The sequence below is a fragment of the Nocardia sp. NPDC023852 genome (assembly GCF_040639505.1).
Taxonomy (GTDB): domain Bacteria; phylum Actinomycetota; class Actinomycetes; order Mycobacteriales; family Mycobacteriaceae; genus Nocardia.
The window spans coordinates 146,310-158,892 of sequence record NZ_JBFAAB010000008.1; the positions used below are offsets into that span (position 1 = coordinate 146,310).

General features: G+C 67.2%; 12 protein-coding genes. 3 read left to right on the forward strand and 9 right to left on the reverse strand.

Going from position 1 to position 12,583, the window contains the following annotated elements:
- Nucleotides 1–76: 76 nt before the first annotated feature.
- The 3 genes from yhjD to AB0H00_RS15105 are packed head-to-tail and all read right to left on the reverse strand — an operon-like array spanning nt 77 to nt 3,133.
- Nucleotides 77–1,108 (reverse strand): inner membrane protein YhjD, encoded by a 1,032-nt coding sequence (gene yhjD, locus AB0H00_RS15095; RefSeq protein ID WP_357266125.1) that lies wholly within the window; start codon nt 1,106–1,108, stop codon nt 77–79.
- A gap of 39 nt (nt 1,109–1,147) precedes the next feature.
- On the reverse strand, nt 1,148–2,179 hold the full coding sequence (trpS, locus tag AB0H00_RS15100; RefSeq protein WP_357266003.1) for a tryptophan--tRNA ligase: 1,032 nt from the start codon (nt 2,177–2,179) through the stop codon (nt 1,148–1,150).
- A gap of 21 nt (nt 2,180–2,200) precedes the next feature.
- Nucleotides 2,201–3,133 carry an oxygenase MpaB family protein gene (locus tag AB0H00_RS15105; protein WP_357266005.1) on the reverse strand — a complete coding sequence of 311 codons (933 nt, stop codon included), beginning with the start codon at nt 3,131–3,133 and terminating at the stop codon, nt 2,201–2,203.
- Nucleotides 3,134–3,541: 408 nt separating this feature from the next.
- Between AB0H00_RS15105 and AB0H00_RS15110 the strand changes: the two genes are divergently transcribed.
- The gene (locus AB0H00_RS15110; RefSeq protein WP_357266007.1) at nt 3,542–4,177 is read left to right on the forward strand and encodes a TetR/AcrR family transcriptional regulator; all 636 of its coding nucleotides are present in this window, start codon (nt 3,542–3,544) and stop codon (nt 4,175–4,177) included.
- Nucleotides 4,178–4,186: 9 nt separating this feature from the next.
- Here the strand turns inward: AB0H00_RS15110 and AB0H00_RS15115 are convergent, their stop codons facing one another.
- Genes AB0H00_RS15115 through AB0H00_RS15125 form a run of 3 tightly spaced genes read right to left on the reverse strand, consistent with a single transcriptional unit; the run spans nt 4,187 to nt 5,951 of the window.
- Nucleotides 4,187–4,678 carry a barstar family protein gene (locus tag AB0H00_RS15115; RefSeq protein WP_357266009.1) on the reverse strand — a complete coding sequence of 164 codons (492 nt, stop codon included), beginning with the start codon at nt 4,676–4,678 and terminating at the stop codon, nt 4,187–4,189.
- On the reverse strand, nt 4,678–5,175 hold the full coding sequence (locus AB0H00_RS15120; RefSeq protein ID WP_357266011.1) for a ribonuclease domain-containing protein: 498 nt from the start codon (nt 5,173–5,175) through the stop codon (nt 4,678–4,680). The genes AB0H00_RS15115 and AB0H00_RS15120 overlap by 1 nt, the downstream gene beginning before the upstream one ends.
- Nucleotides 5,172–5,951 carry an exodeoxyribonuclease III gene (locus AB0H00_RS15125; protein ID WP_357266013.1) on the reverse strand — a complete coding sequence of 260 codons (780 nt, stop codon included), beginning with the start codon at nt 5,949–5,951 and terminating at the stop codon, nt 5,172–5,174. The genes AB0H00_RS15120 and AB0H00_RS15125 overlap by 4 nt, the downstream gene beginning before the upstream one ends.
- Nucleotides 5,952–6,013: 62 nt before the next feature.
- Between AB0H00_RS15125 and AB0H00_RS15130 the strand changes: the two genes are divergently transcribed.
- Nucleotides 6,014–6,931: an alpha/beta hydrolase gene (locus AB0H00_RS15130; protein WP_357266015.1), complete on the forward strand. Its 918-nt coding sequence runs from the start codon at nt 6,014–6,016 to the stop codon at nt 6,929–6,931.
- Nucleotides 6,932–7,277: 346 nt separating this feature from the next.
- Here AB0H00_RS15130 and AB0H00_RS15135 read toward each other — a convergent pair whose 3' ends face one another.
- Both AB0H00_RS15135 and AB0H00_RS15140 read right to left on the reverse strand, forming a co-directional pair.
- Nucleotides 7,278–8,423, reverse strand: coding sequence for an MFS transporter (locus tag AB0H00_RS15135; protein WP_357266127.1), 1,146 nt, complete (start codon nt 8,421–8,423; stop codon nt 7,278–7,280).
- A gap of 441 nt (nt 8,424–8,864) precedes the next feature.
- The gene (locus tag AB0H00_RS15140) at nt 8,865–9,902 is read right to left on the reverse strand and encodes a helix-turn-helix domain-containing protein (RefSeq protein WP_357266017.1); all 1,038 of its coding nucleotides are present in this window, start codon (nt 9,900–9,902) and stop codon (nt 8,865–8,867) included.
- Between the two features lie 126 nt (nt 9,903–10,028).
- On the opposite strand from AB0H00_RS15140, the gene AB0H00_RS15145 reads away from it, so the two are divergent.
- Complete coding sequence (locus tag AB0H00_RS15145; protein ID WP_357266019.1) at nt 10,029–10,922, forward strand: NAD(P)-binding domain-containing protein; 894 nt, start codon at nt 10,029–10,031, stop codon at nt 10,920–10,922.
- Nucleotides 10,923–11,066: 144 nt separating this feature from the next.
- Here AB0H00_RS15145 and AB0H00_RS15150 read toward each other — a convergent pair whose 3' ends face one another.
- Nucleotides 11,067–12,284, reverse strand: a complete 1,218-nt coding sequence (locus tag AB0H00_RS15150) for an NADP-dependent isocitrate dehydrogenase (RefSeq protein WP_357266020.1) — start codon at nt 12,282–12,284, stop codon at nt 11,067–11,069.
- Nucleotides 12,285–12,583 lie beyond the last annotated feature (299 nt).

The following is a 12,583-nucleotide window of genomic DNA, read 5'->3' on the forward strand; positions in this document are numbered from 1 at the left end:
GCGGCGTCCACCCGGCCCTGAAAGCCGCCGAAAAGGCCGATATCGGAATTTCCGCGCCGATCACGGGGTGCGTTGGTCAGCGGCGACCAGGCGGTCGACGCAGTCCCGAAAGCGCCAGGACCGCAAGGGCACCCGCGCCGAAGAAGGCGGCGCCTACTCCCACGGACACGTCGCGGGCGCTGACCCGCGGCGCGATGACGGCGGGACCGGGCGCGGGAACGTCGGCCTCGGGTTCGTTCTCGGCGGCGGTGGCGGCCCAGGCGGTGGCGAACAGGATGATGCGGTAGGTGATGTAACTGAACACCATCAGACCGATGATCGAGCCGAACGTGGCGCCCGCGGGACTGCTCAGCACGGAGTGCAGGTAGATCGAGGCGACGATCTTGAACACCTCGAACACCGCCGCGGCCAGTGCCGCCGCCTTGGCCGCACTGGCCAGCGTGACCGGCTCCCGCGGCAGCCGTGCGATGATCCAGGCGAACACCGCCCAAGAGGCCAGGAACCCGAGCAGGATCGACGCCAGCGCCAGCAGCAGCCGGGCGCCGGGCAGATTACCGAGACCCAGGGTGCTGAGCAGCTGCGCCCCAAGGGTGCTCGACGCCAACGCCGACAGACCCAGCGAGACGACGAACGCGAGGCCGAGGCCGATCAGCGCGCCCAGATCCGAGAATTTGGTCATCAGCCAGTTACCGTCCGGGCTCTTCTGCTCCCACTGCTCGGTGAGCGCTGCGCGCAGGTGGGTCATCCAGCCGAGACCGGTATAGAGGCCGGTGAGCAAGCCGATGGTGCCGACTGTCCGCCGCGATTCGACCGCCCGATCGACCAGGTCGTTCAGCTGAGTGCCGAATGAGCCCGGGATGTTGTCGACGATCTTGGCCCGTAGCTCGCCGAGCAGTTCCGGATTGCTGTACAGCACGACGCCTGCGATCGAGAAAGCGACCATCAACAGCGGAAACAGCGACAGGACAGTAAAATACGTGATTCCTGCCGCGTAGTAGTCACCGCGCTGTCGCTGATATCGTCCGCCGGCCCGCACCAAGTGATCCAGCCACGGCAGCACTTGCACCCGGCGTTCGATCCCGGCCTTGATGTTGTCGATCACCTGCACCATTCGCCCCTTCGAACAAGAGATCTCGCAGGCGCCGCCCTAGCGACCCAGTAGGCCGACCCGGTCGTATACCTGTGCGAGGGTGTTGCCGGCGATCTCGCGCGCCCGCTCCGCCCCGGCGGCGAGGATGCGGTCGAGTTCGCCTTGATCCGACAAGTACTCTTGCACTTTCGCGCGCAACGGCGTGACGAATTCGGCCAACGCGTCGGCGACGTCGGCTTTCAAATCGCCATAGCCCTTGCCCTCGAAATCCTTTTCCAGCGTGACGATCGGCGCGCCGGTCAGGGAACTCAGGATCACCAGCAGGTTACTGACGCCCGGCTTGCGCTCCAGGTCGTAGCGGATCTCGCGTTCGGTGTCGGTGACCGCCGATTTCACCTTCTTGGCGGTGACCTTCGGATCGTCGAGCAGGTTGATCAGGCCCGCGTCGGAGGCGGCCGACTTGCTCATCTTCGCGGTCGGGTCCTGCAAGTCGTAGATCTTCGCCGTGCCCTTGACGATGTGCGCCTCCGGAACCACGAACGTCTTCTTGAATCGAGTATTGAAACGTTGGGCCAGGTTTCGGGTCAGCTCCAGGTGCTGGCGCTGGTCTTCGCCGACCGGGACCTGGTGGGCGCGGTAGAGCAGGATGTCCGCGGCCATCAACACCGGGTAGGTGAACAGGCCTACGGTCGCGTTCTCCGCGCCCTGCTTCACCGACTTGTCCTTGAACTGGGTCATCCGACTGGCTTCGCCGAAACCGGTGACGCAGCTGAGCACCCAGGTCAACTCGGCGTGCTCGGGTACCTGGCTTTGCACGAACAGGGTGGACTTCTTCGGGTCGATGCCGAGCGCGAGCAGCTGTGCGGCGGCGGCCCTGGTGCGCGCCTTCAGCTCCTTGGGATCCTGCGGCACCGTGATCGCGTGCAGGTTCGGGATGAAATACAGCGCGTCGTAGTCGTCCTGCATGGTCACCCAGTACTGCAGCGCGCCAAGGTAGTTGCCGAGATGGAAGGAGGAGCTGGTCGGCTGGATCCCGGACAGGACCCGCTGCTTGCGTTCAGCGGCCGGGGTTTGCGCAGGACTGGACATACCCCGATCTTCGCATGGGGCTCAAGCCGAATTTCGCTGCACCCAGTTGCGCGGATCGATACCTGGCATGCTCGGCCGCCCGGCGCCGGCCAGTTCGTGTTCGCGCTTGGAGAGCAGTTTGTAGACCGGCGCGCTCGGCCCGGCGAGCGCGCCGCGCAGCACCGGGGGCACCAGCGGGAACGACACGTGCGCGGTGCGGACGGCCCGCGACAGCACCCGGTAGGCGACCTCGTCGGCAACACCCCAGCGCATCCCGTACATCCGGCGAATCCGTGGCGGCAGGCTGCCCTGTACCAGCAGGTAGAACGCGGAGGTGACTTGGTGCAGCGGCACACCCTGCGCGTAGGGCACACGCTGTCCGGCCAGGTAGGAGCCGACCAGCCGCGCCTCGTCGGTGAGGAACAGCTCATCGGAGGCGAGGTAGCCGTCGAAGAACGCGCGAAACTCACGGTAGCTGCCCGGCGCGGCGTCCGCGGGCATGCCGAACAGCTCGCCCCAGCGCAGGTAATCCTGGTAGAGGCCGTCGCGTTCGCCATCGGTCATGGTGCGCACCAGCAGGTCGTAGGTCACCTCGGCGGAGTCGAAGGTGAAGGCCATCGTCATGAACATCAGATGTGGATCGAGCGCGGAATAACCGGTGCCCGCCGGATGGCGTGGGCCCGCGTCCTCCGGCAGCGCACCGCGCACCCTTGCGTGCTTCTTCGTGGTGAAGGCCAGCGCGCGGTCGGCCTCGGCCTTGCTGCCGAGGAACACGGCCTCGAACAGATGCCCGGTCAGTGCCAGCCTGGTGTAAGGCGTCATCCGATGCTCGGTGTTCTCCGCGGTACCGACGTAGAGCAGTGGGTGCACCGCCCCGACGACCAGGGCGCGCAGGCCGTACGTGACACCTACCGCGCGCTTGCTCATGACTCGTCGAATCATGGAGTGGTCACTGAAATAGCCGGGCTCGGACATCGTCGTCTCCTCATCGAGAGCATCTGGCAACAGCATCCACCAGATTTACATTTCTGGCAATACTCCCTACCAGAAGTGAGACCGCAACCTGACCTGCCCACGCCACCGGCCATCGCGCCCGTTCGTAGCCGGCCGCCACCGCACAACAATCACAGTGCGCAGATCAATGCTGCTGCGTTTGCCTCGCATACGACCACCCCGGCCCCACCCGGCTTCCGAGCGAAGCGAGACCGAGCATTCCCCGTTCGCGGCCCGGCTCGCGTCCGAGCGGCCGCCGCGTCCGCGACGAAGTCGCCAGCGGCGGTCGCTCGGACGCGAGCCAGAAGGGGCCGCGAACACGCCGCGCCCGCGCGGCCGAAAACACAGCCCGCGAACACGCCGCGCCGCAGGCGCTGCAGAATAAACACCGTGACCGTGCAGCGGACCTACGGGGGCATCTCGGCGCAGCAGCGCCGGGCGCAGCGGCGCGCGGCGCTGCTGGAGGCCGCGCTGGAGATCGTCGGGACCGAGGGGCTGGCGAAGCTGACCGTCTCCGGGCTGTGTGCACAGGCCGGGCTCAACGAGCGGTACTACTACGAGAATTTCGCCGGCCGTGACGCCGTGCTGGCGGCGCTGATCGACGGGATCGCGGAGGAACTCGCGGCCGCGATTGTCTCGGCGGTGCGCACCGCACCGCCGGACACCCGCGCGACCGCGCACGCCGCCATCACCGCGGGCGTGCATCTGCTCACCGACGACCCCCGCAAGGCGAAGGTCGCACTGATCGCGGGCATGGCGACGCCGGAGCTGCGCGCCCGCACCACCGAGACCGTGCGGGTATTCGCGCGGATGGTGGCCGCGGAGGGCATCGACTTCTACCGGATGAGCGACGCTGCCCCCGATCCCGCGATCGATTTCCGCGCCATGTACCTGGTCGGCGGATTGGTGCAGACGCTGACCGCCTGGCTCCATGGCGATCTGGACCTCACCCGCGACGAACTGATCGAACACACCGTCGACGTATTCGTGCTGCTTGGCGAGGATCTGGCCGACAAGCTGACGTAAGCGCGCACGTCACAGGCGCAGCGGTACGTCCTGGATGTCGGGCGCGTCCCCCTGCAGCACCACACGGAAAGCCACCTCGCGCCGAGACCAGTAGGCCGCGCAGTCGCGCATGGCTTCGGCGAACCAGTCTCGCTCGACCAGCTCGTCGGCGAGCAGCTCGGCCGAGTCGCGGACCGCGGCAATGTATCCGGGCGCGTCCCCGATGAAATCGTCAAGGTCACGGAGGCATTCATCGAAGGCGTCTTTGTTCTCGCCGAAGTAGTACGGGAACTGGAACACGGCGGCGAACTCGTCGAAGACACCCCCGGTGGTGCGCATCTTCGCGCCGCGCAGCTCGCGCACCAGGTAGCCGGAGGGCACCTTGTCTCGCAGCCCACTGAACTCGGCGGCGTCGCCCGCGAAGGCACCGAGCGTGAGTGGCGCGGACCGAGCGGGAGCGTGCTCGGCGCCATCGCCGACAGGACGGGCAAGGAACTGCGACAACGTGACCGGTTTCGGCATCAGCGCATCCTCGTGAAGCTCTTGTAGTGGTCGCCCGTATACCAGGCCGAGCCGTCACTGCCGGTGACGATGCGTTCGGCGTCCCGGGATCGGCCGGGCTGTTTCGGATTGACATCCCATTCCTGGTAGGTGATGGGTTTACCGGATGCGTCCGAGGCGGGCAGGTCGCCACCGCGGTTCATCCAGCGTTCGCCCCCCTTGGTGCCAGGGGAGTTCGCCGAGTCGGGCCAGCGGCCCGCATCGATCTCACGCAGGGTGGTGTAGGCGCGGTCCGGGACGCCGGGCGCCTGGGTTACCGGCGACACGGACGATCCGCGCGGGCCGGTGGCCCCGGCTGTGGAGGTCTGCACCGTGGTGGCGCGAGCGGTCGCGACCGTGGTGGCGGCGGTGTTCTCATCGCCGCCGCCGCGCAACGCGAGCACCGCGACGACCACCAGTGCCAGCGCGACCGCGCCGAGCACGGCGAGGGCGCGAAGCACCTTCGGCGAGAGGCTCATCGGTACTGCACCGTGACGGGCGCGTGGTCGGACCAGCGCTGGTCGTAGGCGGCGGCGCGTTCCACCACCGCCTGCTTGGCGCGTGCGGCGAGATCGCCGCGGGCCAACTGGTAGTCGATGCGCCAGCCCGTGTCGTTGTCGAAAGCGCGCCCGCGGTAGGACCACCAGCTGTACGGTCCCTCGACCTCGGGATGCAGCCTGCGCACGACGTCGACATAGCCCGCGGCGAGCATCTCGTCGATCCAGGCGCGCTCCTCGGGCAGAAACCCGGCCGACTTCAGGTTGCCTTTCCAGTTCTTCAGATCGAGCTCGGTGTGCGCGATGTTCCAATCCCCGCTGACCACGAAATCGCCGGTACGCGCGGTCATGGAAACGCCTAGTTCGGCCAGGAAGCGGTACTTCTCGTCTTGGCGCGTGGTGCCCGCTTCCCCTGAGTGCACATACACGCTGGCTACGGTGACGTGGTCGAAGTCCGCCTCGAGGTAGCGGCCGGATGCGCCGAACTCGCTGCTGCCGAAGCCGATTCGTACCGCATGCGGCGCACGCCGGGACAGGATGCCGACACCGGCGCGCCCTTTGGACTCCGGCTCGGCGTGCGACAGCCACCACCCGGCATCGAGCGCGGGCGCCAGCGCCGCCCTGACCTGTTCGTCGGTGGCGCGTGTTTCCTGCACACAGACGATGTCGGCCTCGGTGGCCGCGAGCCAAGCGAGCATGCCTTTGCCGGTTGCCGCGCGGACACCGTTCACGTTCACTGTTGAGATGATGTACGGCACTACACGACCGTACAATGCTGGTCAGATGAACTCCCCCGGACACCGCCGTCCAGGAAGGGGTGATGACGATGTCGTCTGACACCTCCAAGTCCTCCTCTGCCGCCGATCGCTCCGGCACCGCCCCGCGAAAGACCGTCGCGCACGGCGCCGCCACTGAACCCCGGCCGATCAAAGCGCTGCACCTGGGTTCCGGCGACCCGCTGTTATTGCTACACGGATTCATGCTGTCGCCGCATTGCTGGGAGCAGACCGCGGCGCGGCTTTCGTCGCAGTGCGAGGTGTTCGCGCCCGCGCTCGCGGGTCACTGGGGCGGCGTGCCCGCGGACGACTGGTCGGTCGACGTGCACGCGCTCGCCGACCGGATCGAGGATCAGCTCGACGATCTCGGCTGGCGCACCTGCCATATCGCGGGAAACGCGCTCGGCGGCTGGGTCGGCGTCGAACTCGCCCGCCGCGGCCGGGCCCGCACGCTGACGCTGATCGCGCCCACCGGTGGTTGGCACAAACCCTCGCTCACCCAGCTGCGGGTCAGCCTGAAGTTCCTCGCGCTGGTTCCGTTCGTCGAAATCGCCAAGCGCCTGGGCGGATTCGCGGTGAACAACCCGATCGCCCAGCGCATCGCCCTGCTCGCGCTGAGCAAGAACGCCGCAGCGGTATCGCGGCGCGACACCGTTGCCGCCATCGCCGCAGCATTGCACTGCCCTGCCATGATTCCGATGATTCTCGGCAGCATCCGTTCGCCGGAGCAGGAAGATCTATCCACCCTTCAGACGCCGGTCCGGCTGCTCCTGTCGGAATACGACCGGGTCATCCCCAATCGCGTCTACGCACGCCGCTATCTGAAGGAACTGCCGGAATCCGCCGACCGCATCCTGGTCAACGGAGTCGGCCACGTGCCGATGCTCGAGGCACCGGACCGCATCGCCACCCTCATCGCCGAACACGTCTACGCCAGCCGGAATCGCCTGCGCGCTGTGTAATCGGCCGCGCGGGCGCGGCGTGTTCGCGGCCCGGGCAATGCTCGGTCTCGCTTCGCTCGGAGGGGGAGTCGGCCTCTGTGTTGCGTCGGTTGGCGAACGCGATACTGATTGCGGCTTGCCCGCCCTACCTCGTTCGAGAGTGTTGAACACCATAGGCAATCCACCGTCGCTTCCAGCAGCCGGGTGCGCATCTCGGTGCTGCGGTGCTCCTGCGTACGCCGCTGCTGCTTCACCGCTACACCATGACCATCCCCCGATACTCCACTTGCATACAGCTCTGTATCTTCTGCCGTGCGGATGGCAAGGGGACCTCTGCTCCGATGCCCCACTGCCGCTGACGCTGGGGTCAGAAGTGGGTGGTGTGGCGGCGGGCGATCCAGGTGGTGAGGAGGAAGAGGAGGATGCCGAGCACAGCGAGACCCGCGCCGACAATGGCTGGGGCGGAATAGCCGAGGCCCGCGGCGATGACGACACCACCGAGCCAGGCACCGACAGCGTTGGCGGTGTTCAGAGCGGCGTGGTTGAGGGCGGCGGCGAGCGTTTGGGCGTCGGCGGCGACGTCCATCAAGCGGGTCTGCAGGCCAGGCGACAACATGGCTCCCGAGGCGCCGACCAGGAATGCTCCGACAGCCGCGGTATAGGGGTTGTGCGCGGCGGCGACGAAACCGGCGAGGATGACGGCCATGGCGATCATGGCCGCGAAGATCGTACGGTCGACGCCGCGGTCGGCCAGCACGCCACCGATGATGTTGCCGACCACCATGCCGACGCCGAACAGCATCAGCACCACGGGCACCAGCCCGGCCCGCATGCCCACGACCTCGGTGAGCGTGGTCGCGATGTAGGTGTAGACGGCGAACATGCCGCCGAAGCCGACGGCACCGACCAGCAGGGTCAACAGCACCTGCGGGCGACGCAGCGCGCCGAGTTCGGTCATCGGGTTGGTCCCTTTGATGCCGGTGAGTTCCGGGACGAAACGGATCAGGGCCGCGACGGTGGCGACGCCGATCATCGCGACCACCACGAATGCGTCGCGCCAGCCGAGATGCTGGCCGAGCCAGGTGGCGGCGGGAACGCCGACGACATTGGCGGCGCTCAACCCCAGCATAACTGCGGCAATCGCCTTGGCCCGATGCCCCACCGGGGCGAGCGTGGCGGCGGCGAGCGAGGCGACACCGAAGTAGGCGCCGTGCGGCAACCCGGAGACGAACCGCGCGAGCACCAACGTCTGGAACGAGGGTGCCAGCACTGTAGCCACGTTACCGAGGGTGAACGCGACCATCAGCGCGACGAGCAATCGCTTGCGCGGAACTCGCGCGCACAGTGCGGCGATCACCGGAGCGCCGACCACCACACCGAGCGCGTAGGCCGACACCGCGTGGCCCGCGATCGGTTCGGAGATTCGCATGGCGGAAGCGATGTCTGGCAGCAAACCCATAGTGACGAATTCGGTTGTGCCGATCCCGAATCCGCCGAGCGCCAGCGCCAGCATGGCGGGAATGTGCCAAGTAGTCCGCTCGGCCTTGTCGGGACGTACGAGCGTACGAATAGCTACTGGGGTCACACGGTCATGCAACCGCTCGGCCGGCGGATCCGCTTCCTGGAGCAGACGTGAGTTCGACCACCGTGCCATCGAGAAATCATGTGGGCCAGCTCCGGAAGCCGCAAAGGGACGAACCTCCCGCACGTGACAAGGACGGCGCCGCAGTTGCTACCCCGACCCGACAGCAGTAGACGAGCCGGTAGCTCCCGAGAGCGCGGGCCCACGACGGACCCGCGGGAGAATGCCGAGAACCGCGAGGGGGACGCCCACGGTGACGGGGTGGTACAGCTGAAGCCTGCGGCGATCACAAGGCCGCCGACGCACGCCTGCGTGTTCCGCTGCAAGACAAGAGAATTCGCTAGTAGGCGAGAGAATGATGCGTGGAACGCTTCAGTCCGCCGCCGATCCGACCCGGGGTTTCCTACCCGCACCGGAACCGGCCGGCGAGCGCCGCTGGAAAGTGCGGCGGTATTCCGCCGGAGTAACCCCGATGACGCCGGAGAAGTGGCGGCGCAGGTTGGTGGCGGTGCCGAGGCCGGACATGCGGCTGATTCGTTCGATGCCGTAATCGGTCGATTCCAGCAGGGATTGGGCGTGCGCGAGGCGCTGGCCGAGCAGCCACTGCATCGGGGTAACGCCGGTGGCCTGCTGCAGGCGGCGGTGGAAGGTGCGTTGGCTCATATTGGCCTTGGCGGCGAGGGTCTCGACGGTGAGCGGCTCGTCGAGGTGCGCGATGGCCCATTGCAGCACGGGGCCGAGATCGTCCTCCGTGCGCGCCGGAATGGTCAGGTCGACGAACTGCGCCTGTCCTCCGGAGCGGTGCGGCGGGATCACCATGCGCCGGGCCAGCCCATTGGCGACGACCGCACCGAGATCCCGCCGGACCAGGTGCAGACAGAGGTCGAGCGCGGCGGTCATGCCCGCGCTGGTGAGGATGTCGTCATCGTCGACATAGAGCACCGAGCCGTCGACCTCGATACTCGGGTAGCGCTTGGCCAGCAGGGGCGCGTGTTCCCAGTGCGCGGTGACCCGGCGCCCGTGCAAGATCCCGGCGGCGGCGAGGGCGAACGTGCCGTCACACAGGGCGACCATGCGCGTGCCGCGGCGATGGGCTTCGGCAAGGGCGTCGAGCAGTTCCCGCGGCAATTCACGTTCGGCAGTGACGCAGTCCTGCGCGACCGAAGGGACGATAACCGTGTCGGCCTCCAGGAGTTCCGCCAGCCCGTACTCCGGCCGCAGGAACGCGCCGAAGCCCATCGGCTGCGCGTCCTTCGCCGACGTCACCGAGCAGACGCGCAGGTCGTACCACGGGTCGGCCAGATCGGGCTGCGGCGTGCCGAAGATCGAGGCCACCACGCCCAGCTCGTAGAGATCCCAGGGATGCATGGCGCCGGGAGCGAGTGCCATCGCGACGGTTCGACCAGTCATACCACCAGCATGGCAGGAAGCGTTCGATTATGGGCAGTTCTGCCACTCACTCCCCGCTGCCCGGAGCACCGAGACTGGTCTCCGGGCGCCCCGCACACTCGAACTCACGAACCGACGGAGAAACCAATGAACGACAACCGGACTCCGGTGACCGTCCTCGGCCTGGGGCGCATCGGCGCGACGATCGCCGAGATCTTCCTACGCAACGGTCACCCGACCACCGTGTGGAACCGGTCCGCCGACAAGGGAACCCGACTCGCGGAGCTGGGCGCGCGGAGGGCGCCGACGCCCGCCGAGGCGATCGCCGCGGGCAGGCTGATCGTGGTCGCGGTAGCCGACACCGGCGGGGCCGCCGCCCTGCTCGGCTCGACACCGGGTGGGCTGGACGGGCGCACCATCCTGAACGTCGCCACCGGACGCCCGGACGAGGCGCGCGCACTGGACAGCGCGCTCAGCGGCCGAGGCGGCTACTTCCTGGACGGCGGCATCCTGGGGGTGCCGCAGACCCTCGGCACGCCCGACACCCTGCTGGTGTACAGCGGCTCCCCCATCGCGCAGGCCGAGCACGCCGACACCATCGTCGAACTCGGGAACGCGAAGTACCTCGGTGCGGACGCCGGCCTGGCAGGACTGCACGACATGGCGGTGCTCGCGGGCATGTACGGCATGTTCGGCGGCTTCTTCCAGGCCGTCGCGATGGTGGGCAGCGAGAATTTCACTGCGGGCGAATTCACCGACAGCTTCCTTGTCCCGTGGTTCCGCGCACTGCTGGACATGCTGCCGGTACTCGCCGCGGAAGTCGACTCCGGGAAGTTCCCGGTCAACTATTCCGACCTGGCGGTCAACCAGGCGGGCCTGGCCAATATCCGAACAGTCAGCCGCGCCCAGGGCGTGCCTACGGATCTGCTCGACCCGCTGCAGCGACTGTTCGACGCGGAAGTCGAACGCGGCAACGGTTCGGCGAGTTTCACCCGTGCCGTCGCCGGCCTGATCGGCAGCGGTGCGGCGAGCCGGAACTGACCCAGGAAGCGGTCCGGGCACCCGTTCCACCACAGGGTCGGGTGCCCGATTCCGTTCAGCGCGGCGCTGGGTACCTACCCAGCGCCGGAGTCGGCCGTGCGTTATGTCTCGGTACGCAGCTCGCCGCCGAGACTCCGGATCGGCTCAGCGCAGCGCGTGAGCCAGGTTGGCGTCCAGCGCGCCGAGGAACTCCTCGGTGCTCAGGTAGCCCTGGTCCCCGCCGACGAGCAGCGCGAGGTCCTTGGTCATCTGCCCGCCCTCGACGGTCTTGATGACGACGTCCTCCAGGGTCTGCGCGAAGCCGATGACCTCAGGAGTGTTGTCCAGCTTGCCGCGGTGCTCGAGGCCGCGGGTCCAGGCGAAGATCGACGCGATCGGGTTGGTCGAGGTCGGCTTGCCCTGCTGGTGCTGGCGGTAGTGCCGGGTGACGGTGCCGTGCGCGGCCTCGGCCTCGCAGGTGCGGCCATCCGGGGTCAGCAGCACGGAGGTCATCAGGCCGAGCGAACCGAAGCCCTGCGCGACGGTGTCGGACTGCACGTCGCCGTCATAGTTCTTGCAGGCCCAGACGTAACCGCCCTCCCATTTCATGGACGAGGCGACCATGTCGTCGATCAGGCGGTGTTCGTAGGTGAGGCCCGCCGCGTCGTACTGGGTCTTGAACTCGGCGTCGAAGACGTCCTGGAAAGTGTCCTTGAACATGCCGTCGTAGGCCTTCAGGATGGTGTTCTTCGTGGAGAGGTACACCGGGTAGTTCTGCTGCAGGCCGTAGTTGAACGAGGCCCGCGCGAAGTCCTCGATGGACTTCTTGAAGTTGTACATGCCGAGCACGACACCGCCGTCCTCGGGCATCTTCACGACCTCGTGCTGAATCGGCTCGCTGCCGTCGTCAGGAGTGAAGGTCACGGTGACCGTGCCCGCCTGATACACCTTGAAGTCGGTAGCGCGGTACTGGTCGCCGAAGGCGTGCCTGCCGATGATGATCGGCTTGGTCCAGCCCGGCACCAGCCGCGGAACGTTGGAGATGATGATCGGGGCACGGAAGATGGTCCCGCCAAGAATGTTGCGGATGGTGCCGTTCGGCGACCGCCACATCTTCTTCAGGCCGAATTCCTTGACGCGCGCCTCGTCCGGTGTGATGGTGGCGCACTTCACGCCGACGCCGTGCTTCTTGATGGCCTCGGCGGCGTCGATCGTGACCTGGTCGTCCGTCTTGTCCCGGTACTCGATGCCCAGGTCGTAATACTCCAGGTTCACATCGAGATACGGGTGGATCAGCTTGTCCTTGATGAACTGCCAGATGATCCGGGTCATCTCGTCGCCGTCGAGTTCGACGACGGTGCCTTCAACCTTGATCTTGGACATGGATCTTCGTGTCCTCCTAGGATGGTGCCCTTATTGCACGGCCAGGCGAACACGCTTGTGAGCGGACCCCAGCTGTTCCAACAGACAACGTATATGTCCCGCGTTGTCCGCGAGACTTCTGGTGCAAACAAGACAAGCGTACTGGTTCCGGACATCTCACCACGCGGGCAGCCCCCCGAGTGAGCTGAGCCACGATAGTTACCGATCGGTAGGTCGGCGGCCTCTTCGCGGCGCGCAACCACCGTGGCCGTCGGCAACCCCTCGATACCGCGACACACAGGGAAACGACGAGGTCCGCG

Excerpts from the sequence above, each read along its gene's own strand:
- trpS (WP_357266003.1), bottom strand. The coding sequence starts at position 2,179 with ATGTCCAGTCCTGCGCAAACCCCGGCCGCTGAACGCAAGCAGCGGGTC.
- AB0H00_RS15105 (WP_357266005.1), bottom strand. The coding sequence starts at position 3,133 with ATGTCCGAGCCCGGCTATTTCAGTGACCACTCCATGATTCGACGAGTC.
- AB0H00_RS15115 (WP_357266009.1), bottom strand. The coding sequence starts at position 4,678 with ATGCCGAAACCGGTCACGTTGTCGCAGTTCCTTGCCCGTCCTGTCGGC.
- AB0H00_RS15120 (WP_357266011.1), bottom strand. The coding sequence starts at position 5,175 with ATGAGCCTCTCGCCGAAGGTGCTTCGCGCCCTCGCCGTGCTCGGCGCG.
- AB0H00_RS15130 (WP_357266015.1), top strand. The coding sequence starts at position 6,014 with ATGACGATGTCGTCTGACACCTCCAAGTCCTCCTCTGCCGCCGATCGC.
- AB0H00_RS15135 (WP_357266127.1), bottom strand. The coding sequence starts at position 8,423 with ATGCTGGCGCTGGCGCTCGGCGGATTCGGGATCGGCACAACCGAATTC.
- AB0H00_RS15140 (WP_357266017.1), bottom strand. The coding sequence starts at position 9,902 with ATGACTGGTCGAACCGTCGCGATGGCACTCGCTCCCGGCGCCATGCAT.
- AB0H00_RS15145 (WP_357266019.1), top strand. The coding sequence starts at position 10,029 with ATGAACGACAACCGGACTCCGGTGACCGTCCTCGGCCTGGGGCGCATC.
- AB0H00_RS15150 (WP_357266020.1), bottom strand. The coding sequence starts at position 12,284 with ATGTCCAAGATCAAGGTTGAAGGCACCGTCGTCGAACTCGACGGCGAC.